Genomic DNA, 21,253 nt, shown 5'->3' on the forward strand with positions numbered 1-21,253 from the left:
CTTTACAGTCTGGCGCAGGGAATATCCAGTTTGTCGGCGGCGCGAGCCGTCGCAACGGCGCCTCATTCGTGCGGGATTGCCACGCTGTTGCGCGAATGCCGCAGTCCCCGGCTCCACCGGGCGGTCTGCCGGAGGCATGGCTGGCGTTGAGACTGCGTTAACCATAACAAAGTGATTGGGCGCTAGGATTCGACAGCATGACCGAAATGAAACCCGCCCCGATTCTCTCCCTGGCCAGGCTGTCCGCCGTTCTCGCGGCGGCCGTGCTTGCGCTTGCGCCGCTTGCCGGCGTGGCGGAGGAGACCGGTGTGCCATGGAGCCACGGCATCGCCATGCATGGCGAGCCCGCCCTGCCCGCCGATTTCCTTCATCTGCCCTATGCCGATCCCGACGCGCCGCGCGGCGGCACCGTCACCCATGGCGTCCAGGGCTCGTTCGACAGCCTCAATCAGTTCATCGTCCAGGGGGGAACAACCACCGCGCGCGGCATCCGCGACACGGATTTCGGAGCGCTGGTGATCGAGAGCCTCTTGGAGCGCAATCTCGACGAGCCCTTCACCCTCTACGGCCTGCTCGCCGAATCCGTGCGCATGCCGGAAACGCGAGAGTGGATCGAGTTTCGCCTGAACGACAAGGCGCGGTTCTCCGACGGCACGCCTGTCACGGTCGAGGATGTGATCTTCTCCTTCGAGATCCTGCGCGACAAGGGGCGCCCGCATTTTCGCGCCCGCTATGCCCGCATCGCCTCGATGGAAAAGACCGGTGAGCGGAGCCTTCGCTTCACCTTCGACGATGGGGCCGACCGGGAACTGCCGCTGCTCGTCGGCATGTCGCCGATCCTGGCGAAGCACACGATCGATCCCGAGACCTTCGACCGCAGCACGCTCGTCCCGCCGATCGGCTCCGGGCCCTATGTGATCGACAGCGTCGATCCGGGCACCCGCATCGTCTATCGCCGCGATCCCGACTACTGGGCGAAGGAACTGCCGATCCGCCGCGGCCTCTACAATTTCGATCGACTGAGCATCGAATACTACCGCGACGAGAACACCCTGTTCGAGGCCTTCAAGAAGGGACTGGTCCAGGTGCTTCCCGTCGCCGACCCGGCCCGCTGGACAACCTCGCTCGATTTTCCGGCGGTCACCAGTGGCAAGGTGGTCAAGGAAAGCTTCCGCCTCGGCACCCCGGCCGGCATGTTTGGCTTCGTCTTCAACACCCGCCGCCCGGTCATGTCCGACGTGCGGGTGCGCCGGGCGCTGGCGATGCTGTTCGACTTCGAATGGGTCAACCGCACCCTCTATCATGGGCTCTATGCCCGCACCGGCGGCTATTTCGACAATTCCGTGCTGTCCTCTCTCGGCCGCCCGGCAAGCGAGACGGAACGCGCGCTGCTCGCCCCCTTCGCCGACGAGATCGCTCCGGACGTGCTGGCCGGCACCTGGCAACCGACCGAGGCGGATGGATCGGGGCGCGACCGCAAGGTGCTGCGCGCCGCCGTCGAACTGCTTGGCGAAGCCGGTTATCGCATCGACGGAGGCGTCCTGCGCGGCCCCGGCGGCGCGGCGCTGTCCTTCGAGATCCTCGTGGCATCGCAGGACCAGGAGCGGCTCGCCATCGCCTATCAGCGGGCGCTGAAACTCGTCGGCGTCGATGCGCGGATCCGCTCCGTCGACAGCGCCCAATATCAGCGTCGCCGCCAGACCTTCGACTATGATGTGGTGCTGAACACCTGGCTGGTTTCCCTATCGCCCGGCAACGAACAGCGCTATCGCTGGGGCAGCGAGGCCGCCGGACAGGAAGGGTCGTTCAACTATGCCGGGGTGAAGAGCCCGGCGGTCGATGCGATGATCGACGCCATGCTGGCCGCGCGCGAGGCGGAGGACTTCACCGCCGCCGTGCGCGCCTTCGACCGGGCGCTGATTTCGGGTGCCTATGTGGTGCCCCTGTTCCATCTTCCTGAAAAATGGGTGGCGCGCTGGACCGCGATCGACCGCCCCGAGGTCCAGTCCATCACCGGACCGCGCTTCGAAACCTGGTGGTCCACTGCTGCAAGGCGCTGAGTGGCTTGGGAATGACGAGATGATCCTGACCCCGCTGAAGACGATCGAGGCACACCGGCAGAGCGGCATCTGGGGCCGCGTGACGCTGGATGCGCTGTTCCGCAAGACCGCGACCGCCCATTCCGAACGGCTGGCCCTGTGCGATGCCGATGAGGATGCCGGCGGCTTTCGCGAGGTGCCGCGCCGCCTCACCTATGGCGAGGCCGATGCCGAGATCAGCCGGCTCGCCGCCTTTTTCGCCGCCGTCGGCCTGAAGCACGATAATGTCATCGGCCTGCAGAGCGCCGGCACGGTGGACGCGGTCATCACGTTCCTTGCCGCTTTGCGTGCCGGCCTCGTCATCGCGCCGCTGCCGCTGCACTGGCGCCAGAAGAACGTGCTGGAGGCGCTGACCCGCGCCGGCGCCAAGGCGCTGGTCGCCGGAGAGAGCTTCGGCGGGCGCTCCATCGGCCTGGAGGCACGCGACACCGCCGCCGATCTCTTCGCCCTGCGCTTCGTCTTCGGTCTGGGGCGCGATGTCGCCGACGGCCTGATGGAGGTGGAGCAGATCCTTGGCGAACTGCCCGACGATCTGGAGCCGGCGCCGATCCGCCGCGACCAGAACGCTGCCGACCATGTGGCGACGCTGACCTGGACCCGCTCCACCAGCGGCGAGCCGCTGCCCATCGCCCGCAGCCACAACCAGTGGATCGCCTGCGGCCTGATGCCCTATCTGGAACTCTCCCTGCCGCAGGCGCCGAACGTCCTGCTCCCTTACGCGCTGACCGGCATGGCCGGCATCGGCGCCGGCCTGATCCCCTGGCTGCTGTCGGGCGGCACGCTGCACCTGCACCACCCCGGCTCGCTGCGCCGGCTCGCCGCGCACGCGGATGCGGCGGACGCCGATATCGTGCTGTGCCCCGGCGCCCTGGTGCCGGCGCTCGACCGGCGGATCGAGCGGCCCGACTGCCGCATCGTACCGGTCTGGCAGGCGCATTCGCCCGCCCCTGCCCCGCATGGCAGCAACCGCGAGCTGGTCGACCTGCATATCGCCGACGAATTCGCCATGGTCGCCCGCACCCGCGAGGGCAGCGCCCTGCCCCGCCCGCTGCCGAGCGGGCGGATCGGCTCGCCTTCCGCCGCCACGCAGGCGCCGGCGCTGCTGGAAATCGCCATCGATACGGAAACGAGCCCGGCAATGCTGAAGGTGCGCGGCGCCATGGTGCCGGATTCGGCCTGGCCCGCCTGCAAGGTGCGCATGCCGACCGACAAGGCCGGCTTCGTCGACACGCTACTGCCGCTGCGCCAGACGGAGAACGGCATCACCGGCTTCGGCATTCCCGGCCAGATGGCGCCGGGCGTCGGCTCGCTGCCGACGCTGGACGCGCTCTATGCCGCCTTCCCCGGCATCCGCGAGGCCGCCGCCTTCCTCGTCGAGGACGGCATTCTCGGCGCCCGGCTCTATGCCGCGATGGTGCCGCAGAAGGGTCTGCTGTTCGATGTCGAGGGCTTCTATGCCTATCTGGAGGCCGAGCACGCCAGCCTTGCCGAGGTGCCGCACCGGGTGCTGCCCGTCGCCGCCCTGCCGCGCAATGCGGCCGGCAAGGTCGACCGCGAGGCGCTGGCCGCCCGCGCCGGCTTCGGCCATTCGCAGGTCGCATGAGCCGGGAGGCCGCCCGCCGCCTGTCGGTGCTGCTGGACGGGCTCGCAGAGCATCCGGGTGGCCTGCTCGCGCGTCTTGCTGAAGCGTGGGGCGAGCTTGCCGACCTCTCATGGGCCGGCGACCAGAGCTCCCTCCTGCCCGACGCGGTGGTGAGCCTTGCCGGCGCCCCCACCTGCCCAGACCTTGCCCGGCACCTGGCCGAGGCGCGCGCAAGGGGCGTGCACGTGCCGCGCCTCGTGCTGTGTGCCGCGCCAGAAGCCCCGGAAATCCCTGAAGCGCCCCTGCCGGATGCGATGATCTCCGCCGCCTGCCCGCCGGACCTGGCGCTGGAGCGGCTGGCCGAGACCGTGCGCCAGGCCCGGCGGATGGAGGAGGCGCGGTTGCGCCGGGCCGTCTTCGGCCCGCTGGCTCCGGGAGCCTTGCCGAGAGCGGCGCCTACCGGCGGTCTTGCCCGAGGCATTCCGGTGCTGGTCGCCGGCGACAGTGCGCGCATCGGCATGGCGCTGTCCGGTCGCCTTGCCGCGCTCGACCTGCGCGGCTGCCTCACGGCGGAGGCCGCGCTCGCCGCGCTGGACGAGGCCCCTGCCCGGCTGCTGGTGAGCGACCTGCCCGTACCCCGCGCGGCCGAGTTGCTCGCCCGCCTTCGCGCCGATCCGCGCCATATCGCCCTGCCCGTGCTGGCGCTGTGCGCCGACGAGGCGGAGGGGGCTGCCCTGCTGACGAGTGGGGCCAGCGACTGCGTGCCGCGCAGGGCCGCGCCGCAGGTCCTCGCCCGGCATCTCCTGTGCCTGCTGCGGGCCGGCGCGCGCCGGGCGCTTGCCGACCGGGTGCTGGCCGGCTATCGCCCGCGCCATCGTTCGGGCAAGGGCCTGCCGGTGCTGCCGCGCGAGGCGTTCGAGCGCTATCTGGCGGCGCTCGGCGAAGCGCTCGCCTTGCGCGGAGCGGAGCCGCTGACCCTGCAACTGGCGCAGATCGCCCCGCCGCCGCTCACCTCCATGGCCGCGAATGACGATCCTTTCGCAGGTGCCGCCGTCAACCCCGTCCTTTCGGCGACGCTTGCTGCATCGCGCGAGGAGGATTTTGTTGCTACGGTCGAGGGGCTGGGCGATATCGCCGTGCTGCGGGATGCGGAGGCGCAGGAGCGCATCCGCCGGCGGATCGGCGCCATCGTCGCCAGCACCGCCTTTGCCTGACGCGTCCTAAGGCGCGCTCCCTTCGCGCTCCTGGCGCAACCGACGAAAGGACTGCCCATGCACGCCGAGACGGAGACCGACACCGCGAGCGGGCAGCAGGCAGCCGCCCGGACCGCCGCCGATCAGGCCGCGATGCCCATCGACGTCATTTCCGACGTGGTCTGCCCCTGGTGCTATATCGGCAAGCGGCGGCTGGAAAAGGCGCTGGCGAGCCTGCCGGACATTCCCGTTGCCCTGCGCTGGCAGCCCTATCAGCTCGACGCGACGATCCCGCCGCAGGGCAAGGACCGCCAGCAATATCTGATGGAGAAATTCGGCAGCCAGGCGCGCATCGACGCGCTGCACGAGCAGATCGCCGCCGCCGGCCTGCAGGAAGGCATCCCCTTCGCCTTCGAACGCATCCGCACCTCGCCCAACACGCTGGACTGCCACCGCCTGCTGCTGTGGTCGCGCGCCGACGGGCTGCAGAGCGAGATGGCCGAGCGGCTGTTCCGCCTCTATTTCCTGGAAGGCGCGGACCTCAGCGACCCGCAGACGCTGGTCTCGGCCGCCGCCGATGTCGGCATGATGTCGGATCTCGTCGCCGAACTGCTGCCGACGGATTCCGACCGCAACAAGATCACCGCCGCCGTCGAGCAGGCCCACCGCATCGGCGTCACCGGCGTCCCCGCCTTCATCATCGACGAACGCTTCATCGTCATGGGCGCGGAAAAGCCGGAAACCCTCGCCGCCGCGATCAAGCACGCCTATGAGACGAAGGCTGGGTGAGGGCAAAACAATCCGTCACACTTGATTTTTTTCGACAAACACACCAGCATGCTTGAGTTGTCTCACGGGCAAGGGGTCCACAGGTGAACACTCTGCTTAGCACCGCTCATGAAACGCTTGAACACGACATCGACCCGGACTTTTTGGCTTCTGTAGGCAAGAATTTGGCCTGGGAGTATCCTTCCCTGTTTGAGCGAATTAATAAGGATCCAGCGATCCCAGAGGAATTGAAAGCCGAAATATACTCAAAACAACGCGCCTATTGCGCGGTAAAATCTCTCCTTTTCGCATGTAAAATACATGGAGTTCCCTACGAATTCAGAACGCTTTCATGTAACGGACAAAAAAAGCTACTCGTAAAAATTGGCCGAATCGTAGTTATTCAGGAGCCAATGCTGGAAGTTCTGGAACCTCCGCGGACTTCAAACTACAAGCGACAACTAGTGTCTGCTACTGGGTTCGTGCAGCAAATTGAAATGGATTTTGGAGATTCGTACAGAAGGATAATCGACTGGAGTGGAAGCCTTGTTGCAGTTCTTCTTCATGCGCCCGCGGGACCTAAATTCACTTTAGAAGACCGATCGCTGGGAGCTTTTATGCTCGGCGTTCCAAATGAATCTTATACCGGCTGGTTGATGCGTTTAGATCTTCATCGCGTCGCGGTATTTGGCTTCGACGCAATGACTGACGGTGTGGTGGAGCCACGAGCAACCGAAGCGCCCGTGGTGCAGAAAGACAACGTCGTTGTAAAAGTAAGACGGCGCGAGATTAAACGTAACGGAGATGTAGCATGAGTGTTGGTGTGCCTAATTTTCAAGGAGCACGCCTTAAGGAGGCCCGGTTATCTCGCGGCTTATTTAAGAACGCCCTTGGCGCCTTAGTCGGCGTTACAGGGCAGGCAATCACAAACTACGAAGAAGGAAAAGACAGCCCGCAGCCTGAGCGCTTCGGAAGGATCGTTAATGCGCTTAATTTCCCTAGGGATTTTTTTTTCAAACCAATCTTTGAGGAAGATCTCGGCGTCGTTCACTGGCGATCTCGCGCCGCCGAAAGCAAAAGTGCGCGAGAGATGTCAGAACAACGCATGAAATGGCTCAGAGAAATATTCTACTTTTTGAATGAGGAGGTGGAATTTTCGGAAGAGGTTTTACCAAATCTAGATCTCCCAAGTGATTTCAAAAACATAACAAATGATCATATTGAGAATGCGGCCGAAAAAATTCGGGAGCATTGGGGGCTTCGATCTGAGCCTATTCCGGATATGATACTAGCATTAGAAAATGCGGGAATACCTGTGGTTGCCTTGAATATTGTATCCGACAAGCAGGACGGCTTCTGCTTTCACTCACCTAGATTAGGCAGAACATTCGTCGGTGTAAATACAAACAATGCAAGTGCATCACGGGTAAGGCTGGACGCGGCACATGAACTTGGTCACATGGTTTTGCACCGAAACGTCACGAAATCTCAGGTAAACACTCCTGCATCCCATAAGATTATCGAGAAACAGGCTTTTCGATTTGCTGGAGCACTCCTATTTCCAAAGAAAGCCTTTCTGCGTGAAGTTAACGTTATTTCATTGGACAACCTCTGCATCTCGAAGAGGCGCTGGGGAATCGCGATCTCCGCAATGATCGTAAGGGCTCAGGATCTTGGCCTGCTTAATCAAGATGAATCGTCTTATTTATTTAGGCAATTGACAAAAAGAAGGTGGCGAGGACCTCTGAGAGAGCCGTTTGACCGAGAGATGTCGATAGAGCGGCCGCGAATGTTAAGGAGAGGGTTTGAAGTTCTTTTGGGGTCCGGCTTTTTTGCTCGCTCGTCTATACTGTCCGAGTTGTCCTTACCTGCTGAGGAAATCGAGGAGATCGCATGCCTTGAACCAGGTACTTTGACTGATTCGGTGAGCCAAATGCCTCCAATATCTTTGCGAAATGAACGCCGAGAGGTACTAGATTTGGAATCGGGGAAAATTATCCAATTTCCTCGTCGTATCGTTTGAGACGAGGAATTTCGGAAACGCAAATGAAATGGCTTAAGCTCGCTGGTTTTCTTGGAAAAGAATGCTTCTCGCCGTGTATCAAACAACAGTGCGACGAAGCGTTCTCTTTTTGGGCTGGCTAAGCGAGAATGTATCGGGCGTCTGAGCATCCCTAGCCTAGCGACAAACAAAAACCCGGCGCGCTGGATGCGCACCGGGTTTCGGTGTTTCAGGCGTTGAAGCGCGAGGGGCTGATCAGCCCTTCAGGATGCTGCGGCCGGCATAGCGGGCCTGCTCGCCCAGCTCTTCCTCGATGCGGATGAGCTGGTTGTACTTGGCGAGCCGGTCGGAACGGGCCAGCGAGCCGGTCTTGATCTGCCCGCAATTGGTGGCGACGGCGAGGTCGGCGATGGTGCTGTCCTCGGTCTCGCCCGAGCGGTGCGACATGACGGCGGTATAGGCCGCCTTATGCGCGGTCTCCACCGCGTCCAGCGTCTCCGTCAGGGTGCCGATCTGGTTGACCTTGACCAGGATCGAGTTGGCGACGCCCTTCTCGATGCCCTCGCGCAGGCGCACCGAATTGGTGACGAAGAGATCGTCGCCGACGAGCTGGCACTTGGAGCCGACCAGATCGGTCAGCGCCTTCCAGCCGGCCCAGTCGTCCTCGGCCATGCCGTCCTCGATGGAGATGATCGGGTAGCGACCGACGAAATCGGCGAGATAGGCGGCCATCTCGTCCGGGCCGAGCACCTTGCCCTCGCCGGAAAGGTGATACTTGCCGTCCTTGAAGAACTCCGTGGAGGCGGCGTCGAGCGCCAGGCAAATGTCCTCGCCCGGGCGGTAACCGGCCTTCTCGATGGACTTCATGATGAAGCCGAGCGCGTCCTCGGTCGAGGCGAGGTTCGGGGCAAAGCCGCCCTCGTCGCCGACATTGGTGTTGTGGCCGGCGTCCTTCAGGCCCTTCTTCAGGGTGTGGAAGACTTCCGCGCCCATGCGCACCGCGTCGGCGAGCGTGTCGGCGCCGACCGGCATGATCATGAATTCCTGCACGTCGATCGGGTTGTCCGCATGGGCGCCGCCGTTGATGATGTTCATCATCGGCACGGGCAGAAGGCGCGCGCCGGCGCCGCCCACATAGCGGTAAAGCGGCAGGCCGGCCGACTGGGCCGCGGCGCGGGCGACGGCCAGCGACACGCCGAGGATGGCGTTGGCGCCGAGGCGCGCCTTATTCGGCGTGCCGTCGAGGGCGATCATCGCCTCGTCGATCTTGATCTGGTCTTCCGCATCCAGGCCGCCGATGGCATCGAAGATCTCGGTGTTGACCGCGTCGACCGCCTTCTGCACGCCCTTGCCGAGGTAGCGGGCGCCGCCGTCGCGCAGCTCCACCGCCTCATGCGCGCCGGTCGAGGCGCCGGAGGGCACCGCGGCCCGCCCGAAGGCGCCGTCTTCCAGATACACGTCGACCTCGACGGTCGGGTTGCCCCGGCTGTCGAGGATCTCGCGGGCGGTGATGTCGACAATTGCGGTCATTCTCGTCTCCCTGCGGGTGGGACTTTGTGAAAGTGGGTGGGCCAAGGCTGGTTGGACCTGCCGCCGTCCGGCTGTTCCTAGCCGAGCCGGGCGACAAGGAAAAGGCCGTGTCAGATGCCGCGCGGGCGCGACTTGGCGATGCGGTCGAAGGCCATCAGGTCGGCGAGCAGATCCTTCAGGTCCTTGAGCGCGATCATGTTCGGCCCGTCGGAGGAGATGGTGTTGTCCGGGTCCGGGTGGGTCTCGATGAAGACGCCGGCAACGCCGACGGCAACGGCCGCGCGCGCCAGCACCGCCACCATGTGGCGCTCGCCGCCCGAGGAGGTGCCCTGCCCGCCCGGCTGCTGCACCGAATGGGTCGCGTCGAAGACGACCGGCGCGCCGGTCTGCGCCATGATCGGCAGCGCGCGCATGTCGGACACCAGGGTGTTGTAGCCGAAGGAGGCGCCGCGCTCGGTCAGGAGCACGTTGGGATTGCCGGTCTCGACGATCTTGGCGAGGACGTTCTTCATGTCCCAGGGGGCGAGGAACTGGCCCTTCTTGACGTTGATGATCGCGCCGGTCTTGGCGGCGGCGACCAGGAGGTCGGTCTGGCGGCAGAGGAAGGCGGGGATCTGCAGCACGTCGACGACCTCGGCCACCGGGGCGCACTGGTCGGCGGAGTGGATGTCGGTCAGCACCGGCATGCCATACGTCTCGCGGATTTCGGCAAAGACCGGCAGCGCCTCGTTGAGGCCGACGCCGCGCGAGGCGGCGATGGAGGTGCGGTTGGCCTTGTCGAAGGAGGCCTTGAAGACGACGGAAATGCCGAGGCTGTCGGCGATTTCCTTCACCGCGGCGGCGCATTCCAGCACATGCGCCCGGCTCTCCATCTGGCAGGGGCCGGCGATCAGCGACAGCGGCGCGTCCTGCGAGAAGGCGACGTTCCCGACGGTCACGGTTCGATTGCATGTCTCGGTCATGGCAGCTCGTCTCTCCTGCTGGGCCAGCCCCAACTCATGGGCCGCCCGCCCGCTGGCGCGTTCCGCCCGTCAGTAGTCCGCATGGCGCGCGCGCGCAAGCGCCTCGGCGGTCCGGGGCGGTCGTTCCCTTGCCCAATCCTTGCCCCAATCCTGGGACAAAGCTTGCGCGGATTGGCGCGAAGTCGTTGCGCCGACATTCTTTTCGCCAACTTGGTTCCGTCATCCTTTCAGGTTACCTTGCGGCCCGTGCCGCCTCCCGATTCCACCAGACACGGAAAATGCGTTTCATGCAGAACAAGAAGATCCGCAAGGCAGTCCTTCCGGTGGCTGGCCTCGGCACCCGTTTCCTGCCCGCGACGAAGGCCCTGCCGAAGGAGATGCTGACCATCGTCGACCGGCCGATCATCCAGTATGTGGTCGACGAGGCGCGCAATGCCGGCATCGAGCACATCGTCTTCGTCACCGGGCGCAACAAGCACGTGATCGAGGACCATTTCGACATCGCCTACGAGCTGGAGGACACGCTGCGCGCCCGCTCCAAGCAGGCGGCGCTGAAGCTGCTCGAGGCGATCCGCCCGGCCCCCGGCACCACCAGCTTCACCCGCCAGCAGGAGCCGCTGGGCCTCGGCCATGCCATCTGGTGCGCCCGCGACATCATCGGCAACGAGCCCTTCGCGATCCTGCTGCCGGACATGCTGATGAAATCCGAGCCGGGCTGCCTGTCGCAGATGGTGGAGATCTACAATGCGTCCGGCGGCAACGTCATCTCGGTCGAGGCCGTACCGGAGGACCAGACCCAGAACTACGGCATCGTCGAGGTCGACGGCGATGCGAGCGCGCGGACCTTCACCATCACCGGCATGGTCGAAAAGCCGGCGCCGGGCACGGCGCCGACCAACCTGTTCATCAACGGTCGCTACATCCTGCAGCCGGAGATCTTCCAACTGCTCGGCAGCCAGGAGACCGGCGCCGGCGGCGAGATCCAGCTCACCGACGCGATGATCTCGCTGATGGGCATGCAGCCCTTCACCGGCCTGCGCTTCGAGGGCGAGACCTACGACTGCGGCTCCAAGTCCGGCTTCCTTGCCGCCAACATCGCCTTCGCGCTGGAGGATGAGGAGCTCGCCCGCGAGCTGCGGCCGCTGCTGCGCTCGCTGCTCGACGCCTGAGGACATCGATGCGCAAGATCCTCGTCACGGGCTCGGCCGGGTTCATCGGATTTCACCTGGCAAACCGCCTGCTCGCCGACGGATGGCAGGTGATCGGTCTCGACTGCGTCAGCCCCTATTACGATCCCGCGCTGAAGGAAGCGCGGGTGAAGATCCTGCGCCAGCATCCGAACTTCATCGAGGCAAGGATCTCGCTGGAGGACCGCCCGGCGGTGATGGCGCTGATGGCCGAGCACGCGCCGCAACGGATCATTCATCTCGCGGCGCAGCCGGGCGTGCGCTACTCGCTGGAAGCGCCGCAGGCCTATGTGGATGCCAATGTCACCGGTTTCCTGACGGTGCTGGAGGCGGCGCGCGCCCACACCGTCGACCATGTGGTCTTCGCCTCCACCTCCTCGATCTATGGATTGGACGAGACGATGCCGCTGTCGCCGCATCGCGGCGGCAATCATCCGATCTCGCTCTATGCGGCGACGAAGAAGGCGAACGAGGCGATGGCGCACAGCTACGCCCACCTCTTCCGCATTCCGCTCACCGGCCTGCGCTTCTTCACCGTCTACGGCCCCTGGGCGCGGCCGGACATGGCGCTCTACAAGTTTACCCGGGCGATCCTGTCGGGCCAGCCGATCGACATCTACAACAATGGCGAGATGCTGCGCGACTTCACCTATGTCGACGACATTGTCGAGGGCATCGTGCGCATCGCCGACCGGCCGCCGGCGGTCAACGAGGACTGGGACGCGGCCGCCGCCGACCCGGCGACCAGCTCCGCCCCCTATCGGATCCACAATATCGGCAATTCCGAGCCGGTGAAGCTGCTGCGCTATGTCGATGCCATCGAGGCGGCCTGCGGCGTCACGGCGGTCCGCAACATGATGCCGCTTCAGCCGGGCGACGTTCTGGCCACCTGGGCGGATGTCGAAGACCTGACCCAGGCGACGGGCTTCCGCCCCCGCACCTCGGTGGAGGACGGCGTGCGTGCCTTCGTCGAGTGGTATCGGGATTTCTATAAGGTCTGAGGCCTGCAGGCGGCCGGCTGCAGAAGCCGGCGTCGATCAGCGCGTGGACCGATTGCCCAACATGTCGAGATAGGCCTTCTGCATGTCGCTGATGCGGCCGGCGACGCGCGCATTGGCCTTGAAGGCATTTTCCGCCTGCATCATGTCGACGATGGCCCCCGCCATATCCGGCGAGAAACCAATGGCCGGCGCTCCGGTGGCAGGCGACTGGTCGCCGTCCGCGCTCTGTCCGTCCGTCGTCTCCCGACCGCTCGCGGCGAGCAACGCATTGCCCGCTTCGGCTCCGGCCGCAACGATGCGGCGGGCGGACGCCTCGAAGCGCTGACCGGCGGCCTGTAGGCCTGAAAGGGAGATGGACAGGGCAGACATGATCTGCACAGTATCCCCGTCCCCTCTTAACGAATCCTGAGTCCATTCCCTCGCATTCGAGCCAGGCGCGCCAAAGCCGCCACTGTCATTTCAACCAAGGATTGCAATGCCATGCTCCTGACGCTCTCGATCACCGGCCCGTTCTTCGCTGTCATTGCCTTCGGGTTCTTCGCCGCGAAGCGAGGCTGGATGCCGGACGGAGCGGTGCGCAGCCTGAATGTCTTCGTGTTCAACTTCGCGATGCCGGCGCTGGTGATCCGAGCGCTGGCGGGGCAGGACATCATCGCGGCACTGACCGGGCCGATGGTGCCGGTGTGGATCCTGGCCGGAGCCGTAACCTTCGGCCTCGCCATGCTGGCCATGCGCATCCTGTGCGGAGGTGGCCTCGCTGAAATGGCCGTCAGCGGCCAGGCGGCGACAATCGGTAATATCGGGTTTCTCGGACTGCCCTTGATGCTCGCAGCCTTCGGTGACCGGGCGGCGGCGCCCATGGCCGTCGTTCTGGTATTGGACCTGACGATCTTCATTCCGCTCTGCATCGGGCTGCTGGAATGGTCCTCCGGCAAGGGCGCGAGCTGGCGGCTGGTCGTCACCGTGGCGAAAGGCGTGATCTTCAACCCGTTCGTGCTCGCCATCGTCGGCGGCACGCTCCTGTCGCTGGCGGGAGGGAAACTGCCGCAGGCGGGAGAGAACCTGCTCAACTTCCTTGGGGATGCAGCCGGCGCCACCGCCCTTTTCTCGCTTGGGGTGCAGCTTGCCGCACGGCGGGTCGAGGGCGAGGCACGGGCGATCTCGCTGATGATCGTGATGAAGCTGTTTGTGCATCCGCTCGCCGTCCTTACCGCTGCGACACTGTTTGGCCTGGATGCGGCGCGCACGGCGGTGCTGGTGGTGGTTGCATCGCTGCCGATCGCCGGCAATGTCTTCGTCGTTGCCGAGCGCTATGGCATCTTCATCCAGCAACTGTCGGCGGCGATCCTGTTGTCGACCACAGCCGGCGTGGTCACCGTGTCCCTCGCTTTGATGTGGGCGGGATTGTGAGCAAAGGCCGCTCCACGGGGGCTGACAGAAGCGCCTCGCCGTCCCATATTGTCCGCGACAGGGCCGGATTCTCGGGAATTGGCCCGCTTCCTTCCTCGTGAGATCTTTCAGGACCCCATGACCGACGCTGCCGCAGTCGCCGACCGCAATCCGTTGCTTGCCGAATGGACCGCGCCCTTCGGGCTGCCGCCCTTCGGCGAAATCGAGCCCTGGCACTACGAGGCGGCCTTCGGGGCGGCATTGAAGCTGGCGCGGCAATCGATCGACGGGATTGCCGCCGACCCGCAGGCCGCGAGCTTTGCCAATACGATCGAAGCAATGGAGCTCTCGGGCCGCGACTTGACACGGGTTGCTTCCGTGTTCTTCAACCTTGCGGGCAGCCATACGTCCGACGAGTTGCAGCGGATCGAGCGCGATATTGCGCCGAAGCTTGCGCGCCATTCCAGCGAGACGCTGCTGAACCAGGCACTCTATGCCCGCGTCGCGGCGCTGTGGGAGGCGCGCGACAGTCTTGCTCTCAACGAGGAACAGGCGCGCGTCCTGGAACGCTACCATCGCATGTTCACCCGCGCCGGCGCGGCCCTCGATGAGGCCGGACGCCAGCGCATGGCCGAGATCTCGCAGCGGCTCGCCGTGCTGGGGACGCGGTTCTCCCAGAACGTGCTGGCCGATGAGGCGGGATATCACCTTCTGCTGGAGAGCGAGGACGATCTCGCCGGCCTGCCCGGCTTCCTGCGCCAGGCGGCGGCCGAGGCGGCGAGCGAGCGCGGTCACCCGGGCAAGCATGTCATCACCCTGTCGCGTTCGCTGATCGAGCCGTTCCTGCAGTTCTCGACGCGGCGCGACCTGCGCGAGACCGCGTTCAAGGCCTGGATCTCGCGCGGCGAGACCGGCGGCGACACGGACAATCGCGCGGTCATCGCCGAGATCCTGAGGCTGCGCGAGGAGCGAGCCAGGCTGCTCGGCTTCGACAGCTTCGCCGCGTACAAGCTGGACGACACGATGGCCGGCACACCGGATGCGGTTCGCGACCTGCTGGAGACTGTCTGGAGCCCGGCGGTGGCGCAGGCCCGCAAGGAAGCGGAGGCTCTGCAGCGGCTCGCCGCCGAGACGGGGGACAATATCGCCATTGCCCCCTGGGACTGGCGCTTCTACGCGGAGAAGCTGCGCCTGCGCGACCATGCGCTCGATGAGGCAGAGCTGAAGCCGTATTTCCAGTTGGAGAAGATGATCGAGGCGGCGTTCCACACCGCCGGGCGCCTGTTCGGTCTGACCTTTCGAGAGGTCGACGGGCTGAAGCTCTATCACCCGGATGTGCGCGCCTTCGAGGTGCTGGATGCCGATGGCGGTCATGTCGGCCTGTTTCTCGGCGACTATTTCAACCGCTCGACCAAGCGCAGCGGCGCCTGGATGAGTGCCTATCGCCGGCAGGAGAAGCTGGCGGCCGACATCCGTCCGATCATCGTCAACGTGATGAACTTCGCCAAGGCGCCCAAGGGGCAGCCGACGCTGCTGACCTTTGACGATGCGCGCACGCTGTTCCACGAATTCGGCCATGCCCTGCACGGGCTGCTCTCCGACGTGACCTATCCGGTGATCTCCGGCACGTCCGTGGCGCGCGACTTCGTCGAACTGCCCTCGCAGCTCTACGAGCACTGGCTGTCCGAGCCGGAAGTGCTGTCGCGCTTCGCCGTGCATGTGGAGACCGGCGAACCGATGCCGGCAGACCTGATGGAGCGGGTTCTGGCGGCGCGCAACTTCAACCAGGGATTCGCGACGGTCGAGTATCTCTCCTCCGCGCTCTTCGACCTCGACGTCCACACTCGCCAGGCGGACGGCGAGGCCGATATCGAGGCGCTGGAACATGAAACGCTCAGCCGTATCGGCATGCCGGCGGAAATCACCATGCGCCACCGGCCGACCCATTTCGCCCATGTGTTCTCGGGCGATGGCTATTCGGCAGGCTATTACAGCTACATGTGGTCGGAAGTGATGGACGCGGACGCCTTCACCGCCTTCGAGGAAACCGGCGACATCTTCAACGCGGACCTCGCCCGGCGGCTGCGCGAGGCGATCTATTCCGCCGGTGGCCGGCAGGACCCGAAGGACGCCTATGTCGCCTTCCGCGGCGCCCTGCCCGATGCCGGGCCGCTGCTCAAGAAGCGCGGCTTCGCCTGAGACCGGGCGGCAGGCATCAGCCGACACTTTCTTCTGCGACGTCGATGAAGGCGCGCACGATCCGGAGCGCGCGCTTGTCAGCAGGGGTGACAAGCACCGTCCGGTAGGCCTCCGGCATCTCGGCGATCGGCCGCACGACAAGCTGGCGCGACGGGAAGAAGCTCGCGCCGAGCAGCAGGCCGACGCCGACGCCGTGCAGAACGGCCTCCTTGACCACCGGATAGCTCGTCATCTCCATCACGCGGTCGAGCGCAAGGCCGTTCCTGGCAAGGGCCTGCGACACCGCGCGCCGCGTGAGAGAGCCGCCCTCGGGCAGCACGACGCATTCCTGCGCGAGATCGCGTAGCGACAGGGTCTTCTGGCGGGCGAGCGGATGCTCGCCGCGCAGATAGGCCATGAAACAGGCGCGCTCCAGCTCAAGCTCGTACATGCCCTCGACGTGCTCGGGCTCGGTCACGACCGCGATGTCGACATCGCGCCCGCGCAAGCGCTGCATCGCCACCGACCAACTGTGTAACGAGAAGGCCACCCGGACGCCGGGATAGCGGCGGTTGAAGGCGGCGATCAGCGGCAGAACGGGGCGCGGCGCATTGGCGATGACCCGCAGATGCCCCGATTCGATGGCCCCGTAGGCCTGCAGGCGTTCACCGACAAGCTGGGTCAGGGTGAAGACCCGGTCGGTGAGCTCGAACAGGTCCTGTCCGGGGCGCGTCAGCTCGAGCCCTCCGCGACGGCGCACGAACAAGGGCACCCCCATCAACCGCTCGAGTTTGGCGACATGCTGCGTCACCGCCGACTGGGTGATGCCGAGCACCGTCGCCGCGCGGGAAAATCCGCGCTCGCGCGCCGCTACGGTAAACGCCTCGAGCTGGGCCAGACCGGGTTTCACGGGCGTTTCTCCTGCCGGGTGGATGGGACTCCGCCGTATCATTAGCAGGGCTTATTTCCGGTTATGTGACTGTCAACCCGACTTGCTAGGCAGTGTCCGCAAGGGACAAACAGTGAGGCCGATCCAATGGCAAGCGTAACGCTAGAGGGCATCCGGAAAAGCTACGAGCGGACGGAGATCCTGAAAGGGATCGACCTGACGATAGAGGACGGATCGTTCCTGTCGCTGCTCGGACCGTCAGGCTGCGGGAAGTCCACGCTGCTGCGCATCATCGCCGGGTTGGAGCGCCAGAACTCGGGGCATGTGCGGATCGGCGACGACGTGGTCGACGCCGTGCGACCATCGGAGCGCAACCTCTCCATGGTGTTCCAGTCCTATGCGCTGTATCCGCATCTGAGTGTGGCGGACAACATCGCCGTGCCGTTGCGCATGCGTCGGCTGTCGACGCTGCAGCGCATGCCGCTGATCCGCCACGCGGTGCCAGGGACACACGCGGTGGAGCGGGAGATCCGCGCGGAGGTGGCGCGCACAGCCGAACAGCTCGGCCTCGGCGCGCTGATGCGGCGCAAGCCCGGCCAGCTTTCCGGCGGCCAGCGCCAGCGCGTGGCGGTCGGGCGGGCGATGGTGCGCCAGCCGCGCGCCTTCCTGCTCGACGAGCCGCTGTCCAATCTCGACGCCAAGCTGCGCGTGCACATGCGCACGGAAATCGCCCAACTGCACCGGGCGCTGGGCGCCACCTTCATCTACGTGACGCATGACCAGGCCGAGGCGATGACCATGTCCGACAGGATCGCGGTCATGGCCGAGGGCGAGATCCTGCAGGTCGGGACGCCGGACCAGATCTACGACGAGCCGGCTTGCCTGCGCGTGGCGGAGTTCATCGGCAGCCCGAAGATCAATGTCCTGAACGGCACGGTCGACGACGCCGGGACCGTCCGGCTTGGTGGCCGCGACACCGGCTGCGCCGCGACAGCGGCGCCGGGCTCGGGTGTCAGTCTGGGCATCCGGCCTGAAGCGATCGCCTTGCGCGCGCCGGACGACGCCGGATTGCGGGGCCGCCTCGCCCATACGGAAAATCTCGGCGCGGACGTGTTCGTTCATCTCGCGGTCGAGGGGTGCGAGGCTCCGGTCGTGGTGCGGCTCAGCCAGGCCGAGGCGCGTCGGACACGCCTCGGCGACACGGTCGGGCTCGACTTCGTACCGGCCGCCGCGCGCCTGTTCGCCGCCGATGGCCGCCGGATTGCCCCGCGCGTTGGAGTGGCTGCCCATGTCTGACGCGAGCCTGCCCCTTGCCCGCGATGGCGTCGCCGCGCCCTTGGGCCGGTCGGCGCGGAAGAACGAGGCGGCCGCCACGGCCGCGCGGTCCCCGCACCAACTCGTTGCAACGGCGCTTCTGCTGCCCGCCGGCGTGCTCATGGTGCTCCTGGTACTCGGGCCGGTCGCCGCCGTGCTGCTGATGTCGCTGACGGACTACCAACTCGGCGCCTCCGGCTTTTCCTTCATCGGGTTTGAAAACTATGCCGCCCTGCTAGATGACCGCGTATTCTGGAAGGCGCTCGGCAACACGCTCGCCTATGTGGCGATCGTGGTGCCCGCCTCCGTCGGGCTCGGCCTCGCCGTGGCCCTGTTGATCGAGTCCGGCCGCAGCCTGCGCAGCCTCTACAGGGCGGTGTTCTTCGTGCCGGTGATGGCGACGCTGATCGCGATGGCGATCTCGTTCGAGTTCATGCTGCATCCGCAGTTCGGCCTCATCAATCTGATGCTCGCCGCGTTCGGCCTGCCGACCCACGCGTTTCTGAGCGAACCGGCGCTCGCCCTGCCGACGCTCGCGGCGATCGGCGTGTGGCAGATGTTCGGCTTCAACATGGTGCTGTTTCTCGCCGGGCTGGTGTCCATTCCGCGCCATCTCTACGAGGCGGCGGAACTCGACGGCGCCCGCTCCGCCTGGTCGCGGTTCCGCTTGGTCACGTGGCCCCTGCTCGGACCGGTCACCATGTTCGTGGTGCTGATCTCGGCGATCCGCTCGTTCCAGGTCTTCGACACGGTGCATGTGCTGACCAAGGGCGGCCCAAGCAAGGCCTCCGAGGTGCTGCTCTATTCGATGTACACCGAGGGCTTCGAGTTCTTCCGCTCGGGCCTCGCCGCAGCGATCGCGGTGGTGTTCCTCGCCTTCGTCCTGCTGCTCACGCTGATCAAGACGCGGGTGATCGAAAAGAGGGTCCACTACTGATGCGCCCGCCACTCTCCTCGCTGGCCGCCGCCCTGCCCGGCCTTGCCCGCCACGCCGCGCTGCTGGCGCTCGCCGCGCTGACCCTGCTGCCCTTCGCCTGGATGATCTCGACGTCGCTCAAGCCGGCCGGCGAAATCTTCCTCTCGGAAATCCGCTGGTGGCCGGAGCGCCTCGCCGCGGTCGAGAACTACAGCGCCGCCTTCGAGCGCGCACCGCTGCTGCGCTTCCTGGCCAATGGCGCGATCGTGACGCTGGCGATCTTCGCCCTGCAGGTGGTCGTCAACCTGCCGGCGGCCTATGCCCTGGCCAAGCTGCGCTTCATCGGACGCCAGACGGCCTTTGCCCTCGTCCTGTTCGCGATCCTCGTCCCGCAACAGGCAACCGCTGTGCCGCTGTTCCTGCTGTTCCACCAGCTCGGCCTGCTCGACAGCTATGCCGCACTGGTGGTGCCCTTCACGATCTCCGCCTTCGGCATCTTCCTGATGCGCCAGTTCTTCATGAGCGTTCCGGACGACCTGGTCGACGCTGCCCGGATGGACGGCATATCGGAGTTCGGCATCGTCTGGCGCGTCATGCTGCCGACCGCGATCCCTGCCGTCACCGCCTTCGGCATCTTCTCCGTGGTCTCGCACTGGAACGACTATTTCTGGCCGCTCGTCGCCATCAACTCGCCGCACCTGTTCACCCCGCCGCTTGGCGTCGCCGCCTTCCGCAACGAGGAAGCCGGCACCGACTACGGTCCGCTGATGGCGGCGGCCACGATCATCATCGCCCCACTGGTTATCGCCTTCCTGTTCGCGCAGCGCCGCTTCATCGAAGGCATCACCTTCACGGGCATGAAATAACCCCGAGAACGGACGGTCAACGTCCGCCGGACCTCTACCGCAGCCTCGTATGGAGATCCACATGCTGAAGCACGTCCTGCTTTCGGCCGCGATGACGCTTGCCGTCCTCCCGGCCGCCGCCCAGACCGAGATCGTCATCCAGTACCCCTATGGCGAGCTCTTCAACACCACACACGAGCAGATCCGGGAGGCCTTCGAGAAGACCAATCCCGACATCAAGGTGACGTTCCGCGCGCCCTACGAATCCTACGAGGAAGGCACGCAGAAGGTGCTGCGCGAGGCGATCACCGGCCAGATGCCGGACATCACCTTCCAGGGCCTGAACCGCGTCCGCATCTTCGTCGATCGCGGCATCGCGCAGCCGCTCGACGGTTTCATCGCCGCCGATCTGGAGCTGGAGACCGACGGCTTCCACAAGGCGATGTACGATATCGGCACACAGAACGGCCAAGTCTACGCGCTGCCCTTCGCGATCTCGCTGCCGATCATGTATGTCAATCTCGACCTTGTGCGTGCCGCCGGCGCCGATCCGGAGCTGCTGCCGACCACCTGGGCCGAGGTGATTGACCTCGCGCGCAAGATCAAGTCGGTTGGCGACGACATCAACGGCGTCACCTACGCCTGGGACATTACCGGCAACTGGCTGTGGCAGGCCCCGGTCTTCGCCCGTGGCGGCACGATGCTGGGCGAGGACGAGAGCAAGGTCGCCTTCGACGGAGAGGCAGGCCGTTTCGCGATCAACATGATCGCCGGCCTGGTGACCGAGGCCGGCATGCCGAACCTCACCCAGCCCGACATGCGCAGCGCCTTCGCCGCCGGCAAGACCGGCCTACACTTCACTTCGACCTCCGACCTCGCCAAGGTCACCTCGATGGTCGACGGCAAGTTCGACCTGAAGACCTTCACCTTCCCCGACGTGGTGCCGGGCACGGGCCGTCTGCCGGCGGGCGGCAATGTCGGCATCATCCTGACCAAAGACGCCGAAAAGCAGAAGGCTGCTTGGGAGGTGATGAAGTTCTGGCACGGCGCCGAAGGCGCGGCCATCATGGCGCGGACGACTGGTTACATGCCGCCCAACAAGAAGGCGAACGACGTCTACCTCAAGGACTTCTATACGGACAATCCGAACAACTACACCGCTGTCAGCCAGGTCGCCCTGCTGACCAAGTGGTACGCCTTCCCTGGCGAGAACGGGCTCAAGATCACCGACGTGATCAAGGATCACCTGAACTCGATCATCACCGGCGCACGGGCGCAGGAGCCCGATGCGGTGCTCGCCGACATGACCGCCGACGTGCAGAAGCTGCTGCCGAGGAAGTAACTCCGACAGCAGGCACGCCGGGCCATACGCCTGGCGTGCCTGCGCCGATCCGGCCC

18 protein-coding genes are annotated in these 21,253 nt (G+C 65.4%); 14 read left to right on the forward strand and 4 right to left on the reverse strand.

Features of this window, described 5'->3' with window-relative positions:
- The first annotated feature begins 197 nt into the window (after positions 1 to 197).
- The 6 genes from TSB10GB4_RS10575 to TSB10GB4_RS10600 all read left to right on the forward strand — a co-directional run bounded on the left by TSB10GB4_RS10575 (position 198) and on the right by TSB10GB4_RS10600 (position 7,665).
- Positions 198 to 2,060 (forward strand): extracellular solute-binding protein, encoded by a 1,863-nt coding sequence (locus tag TSB10GB4_RS10575; protein ID WP_244570886.1) that lies wholly within the window; start codon positions 198 to 200, stop codon positions 2,058 to 2,060.
- A gap of 19 nt (positions 2,061 to 2,079) precedes the next feature.
- Positions 2,080 to 3,702 carry a class I adenylate-forming enzyme family protein gene (locus TSB10GB4_RS10580; protein WP_186395733.1) on the forward strand — a complete coding sequence of 541 codons (1,623 nt, stop codon included), beginning with the start codon at positions 2,080 to 2,082 and terminating at the stop codon, positions 3,700 to 3,702.
- On the forward strand, positions 3,699 to 4,895 hold the full coding sequence (locus TSB10GB4_RS10585; RefSeq protein WP_186395734.1) for a hypothetical protein: 1,197 nt from the start codon (positions 3,699 to 3,701) through the stop codon (positions 4,893 to 4,895). The genes TSB10GB4_RS10580 and TSB10GB4_RS10585 overlap by 4 nt, the downstream gene beginning before the upstream one ends.
- A 57-nt stretch (positions 4,896 to 4,952) precedes the next feature.
- Positions 4,953 to 5,663: a DsbA family oxidoreductase gene (locus TSB10GB4_RS10590; RefSeq protein WP_186395735.1), complete on the forward strand. Its 711-nt coding sequence runs from the start codon at positions 4,953 to 4,955 to the stop codon at positions 5,661 to 5,663.
- A gap of 83 nt (positions 5,664 to 5,746) precedes the next feature.
- Positions 5,747 to 6,457 carry a hypothetical protein gene (locus TSB10GB4_RS10595; RefSeq protein ID WP_186395736.1) on the forward strand — a complete coding sequence of 237 codons (711 nt, stop codon included), beginning with the start codon at positions 5,747 to 5,749 and terminating at the stop codon, positions 6,455 to 6,457.
- The gene (locus tag TSB10GB4_RS10600) at positions 6,454 to 7,665 is read left to right on the forward strand and encodes an XRE family transcriptional regulator (protein ID WP_186395737.1); all 1,212 of its coding nucleotides are present in this window, start codon (positions 6,454 to 6,456) and stop codon (positions 7,663 to 7,665) included. The genes TSB10GB4_RS10595 and TSB10GB4_RS10600 overlap by 4 nt, the downstream gene beginning before the upstream one ends.
- Positions 7,666 to 7,899: 234 nt before the next feature.
- On the opposite strand, the gene eno is transcribed toward TSB10GB4_RS10600, so the two are convergent.
- Positions 7,900 to 9,174, reverse strand: a complete 1,275-nt coding sequence (gene eno / locus TSB10GB4_RS10605; RefSeq protein ID WP_186395738.1) for a phosphopyruvate hydratase — start codon at positions 9,172 to 9,174, stop codon at positions 7,900 to 7,902.
- A gap of 110 nt (positions 9,175 to 9,284) precedes the next feature.
- Entirely contained in the window at positions 9,285 to 10,136 is an 852-nt protein-coding gene (kdsA, locus tag TSB10GB4_RS10610; RefSeq protein WP_186395739.1) for a 3-deoxy-8-phosphooctulonate synthase, read from the reverse strand.
- 287 nt (positions 10,137 to 10,423) lie between these two features.
- On the opposite strand from kdsA, the gene galU reads away from it, so the two are divergent.
- Positions 10,424 to 11,305, forward strand: a complete 882-nt coding sequence (galU, locus tag TSB10GB4_RS10615) for a UTP--glucose-1-phosphate uridylyltransferase GalU (protein WP_186389505.1) — start codon at positions 10,424 to 10,426, stop codon at positions 11,303 to 11,305.
- An 8-nt stretch (positions 11,306 to 11,313) separates the two neighbouring features.
- Positions 11,314 to 12,324 (forward strand): NAD-dependent epimerase/dehydratase family protein, encoded by a 1,011-nt coding sequence (locus TSB10GB4_RS10620; RefSeq protein ID WP_186395740.1) that lies wholly within the window; start codon positions 11,314 to 11,316, stop codon positions 12,322 to 12,324.
- A 36-nt stretch (positions 12,325 to 12,360) separates the two neighbouring features.
- Here TSB10GB4_RS10620 and TSB10GB4_RS10625 read toward each other — a convergent pair whose 3' ends face one another.
- On the reverse strand, positions 12,361 to 12,693 hold the full coding sequence (locus TSB10GB4_RS10625) for a hypothetical protein (RefSeq protein ID WP_186395741.1): 333 nt from the start codon (positions 12,691 to 12,693) through the stop codon (positions 12,361 to 12,363).
- A gap of 111 nt (positions 12,694 to 12,804) precedes the next feature.
- Here TSB10GB4_RS10625 and TSB10GB4_RS10630 point away from each other — a divergent pair, with 111 nt between their 5' ends.
- Both TSB10GB4_RS10630 and TSB10GB4_RS10635 read left to right on the forward strand, forming a co-directional pair.
- Complete coding sequence (locus tag TSB10GB4_RS10630) at positions 12,805 to 13,734, forward strand: AEC family transporter (RefSeq protein ID WP_186395742.1); 930 nt, start codon at positions 12,805 to 12,807, stop codon at positions 13,732 to 13,734.
- A gap of 117 nt (positions 13,735 to 13,851) precedes the next feature.
- Entirely contained in the window at positions 13,852 to 15,912 is a 2,061-nt protein-coding gene (locus tag TSB10GB4_RS10635) for a M3 family metallopeptidase (protein WP_186395743.1), read from the forward strand.
- A 16-nt stretch (positions 15,913 to 15,928) separates the two neighbouring features.
- On the opposite strand, the gene TSB10GB4_RS10640 is transcribed toward TSB10GB4_RS10635, so the two are convergent.
- A complete protein-coding gene (locus TSB10GB4_RS10640; protein ID WP_305849844.1) occupies positions 15,929 to 16,801 on the reverse strand; it encodes a LysR substrate-binding domain-containing protein in 873 nt (290 codons plus the stop codon).
- Between the two features lie 126 nt (positions 16,802 to 16,927).
- On the opposite strand from TSB10GB4_RS10640, the gene TSB10GB4_RS10645 reads away from it, so the two are divergent.
- The 4 genes from TSB10GB4_RS10645 to TSB10GB4_RS10660 all read left to right on the forward strand — a co-directional run bounded on the left by TSB10GB4_RS10645 (position 16,928) and on the right by TSB10GB4_RS10660 (position 21,197).
- Entirely contained in the window at positions 16,928 to 18,076 is a 1,149-nt protein-coding gene (locus TSB10GB4_RS10645; RefSeq protein ID WP_186395745.1) for an ABC transporter ATP-binding protein, read from the forward strand.
- The gene (locus tag TSB10GB4_RS10650) at positions 18,069 to 19,031 is read left to right on the forward strand and encodes a carbohydrate ABC transporter permease (RefSeq protein ID WP_186395746.1); all 963 of its coding nucleotides are present in this window, start codon (positions 18,069 to 18,071) and stop codon (positions 19,029 to 19,031) included. Before TSB10GB4_RS10645 ends, TSB10GB4_RS10650 begins: the two co-directional genes overlap by 8 nt.
- A complete protein-coding gene (locus tag TSB10GB4_RS10655) occupies positions 19,031 to 19,876 on the forward strand; it encodes a carbohydrate ABC transporter permease (protein ID WP_186395747.1) in 846 nt (281 codons plus the stop codon). The genes TSB10GB4_RS10650 and TSB10GB4_RS10655 overlap by 1 nt, the downstream gene beginning before the upstream one ends.
- A gap of 61 nt (positions 19,877 to 19,937) precedes the next feature.
- Positions 19,938 to 21,197 (forward strand): ABC transporter substrate-binding protein, encoded by a 1,260-nt coding sequence (locus TSB10GB4_RS10660; RefSeq protein ID WP_186395748.1) that lies wholly within the window; start codon positions 19,938 to 19,940, stop codon positions 21,195 to 21,197.
- The last annotated feature ends 56 nt before the right edge of the window (positions 21,198 to 21,253 follow it).

It is taken from the genome of Stappia sp. TSB10GB4, from assembly GCF_900185745.1.
Taxonomy (GTDB): Bacteria; Pseudomonadota; Alphaproteobacteria; order Rhizobiales; family Stappiaceae; genus Stappia.

Coding starts and splice junctions, on each gene's coding strand:
- TSB10GB4_RS10575 (WP_244570886.1), top strand. CDS start 198: ATGACCGAAATGAAACCCGCCCCGATTCTCTCCCTGGCCAGGCTGTCC.
- TSB10GB4_RS10580 (WP_186395733.1), top strand. CDS start 2,080: ATGATCCTGACCCCGCTGAAGACGATCGAGGCACACCGGCAGAGCGGC.
- TSB10GB4_RS10585 (WP_186395734.1), top strand. CDS start 3,699: ATGAGCCGGGAGGCCGCCCGCCGCCTGTCGGTGCTGCTGGACGGGCTC.
- TSB10GB4_RS10590 (WP_186395735.1), top strand. CDS start 4,953: ATGCACGCCGAGACGGAGACCGACACCGCGAGCGGGCAGCAGGCAGCC.
- TSB10GB4_RS10600 (WP_186395737.1), top strand. CDS start 6,454: ATGAGTGTTGGTGTGCCTAATTTTCAAGGAGCACGCCTTAAGGAGGCC.
- eno (WP_186395738.1), bottom strand. CDS start 9,174: ATGACCGCAATTGTCGACATCACCGCCCGCGAGATCCTCGACAGCCGG.
- kdsA (WP_186395739.1), bottom strand. CDS start 10,136: ATGACCGAGACATGCAATCGAACCGTGACCGTCGGGAACGTCGCCTTC.
- galU (WP_186389505.1), top strand. CDS start 10,424: ATGCAGAACAAGAAGATCCGCAAGGCAGTCCTTCCGGTGGCTGGCCTC.
- TSB10GB4_RS10620 (WP_186395740.1), top strand. CDS start 11,314: ATGCGCAAGATCCTCGTCACGGGCTCGGCCGGGTTCATCGGATTTCAC.
- TSB10GB4_RS10625 (WP_186395741.1), bottom strand. CDS start 12,693: ATGTCTGCCCTGTCCATCTCCCTTTCAGGCCTACAGGCCGCCGGTCAG.
- TSB10GB4_RS10630 (WP_186395742.1), top strand. CDS start 12,805: ATGCTCCTGACGCTCTCGATCACCGGCCCGTTCTTCGCTGTCATTGCC.
- TSB10GB4_RS10635 (WP_186395743.1), top strand. CDS start 13,852: ATGACCGACGCTGCCGCAGTCGCCGACCGCAATCCGTTGCTTGCCGAA.
- TSB10GB4_RS10645 (WP_186395745.1), top strand. CDS start 16,928: ATGGCAAGCGTAACGCTAGAGGGCATCCGGAAAAGCTACGAGCGGACG.
- TSB10GB4_RS10650 (WP_186395746.1), top strand. CDS start 18,069: ATGTCTGACGCGAGCCTGCCCCTTGCCCGCGATGGCGTCGCCGCGCCC.
- TSB10GB4_RS10655 (WP_186395747.1), top strand. CDS start 19,031: ATGCGCCCGCCACTCTCCTCGCTGGCCGCCGCCCTGCCCGGCCTTGCC.
- TSB10GB4_RS10660 (WP_186395748.1), top strand. CDS start 19,938: ATGCTGAAGCACGTCCTGCTTTCGGCCGCGATGACGCTTGCCGTCCTC.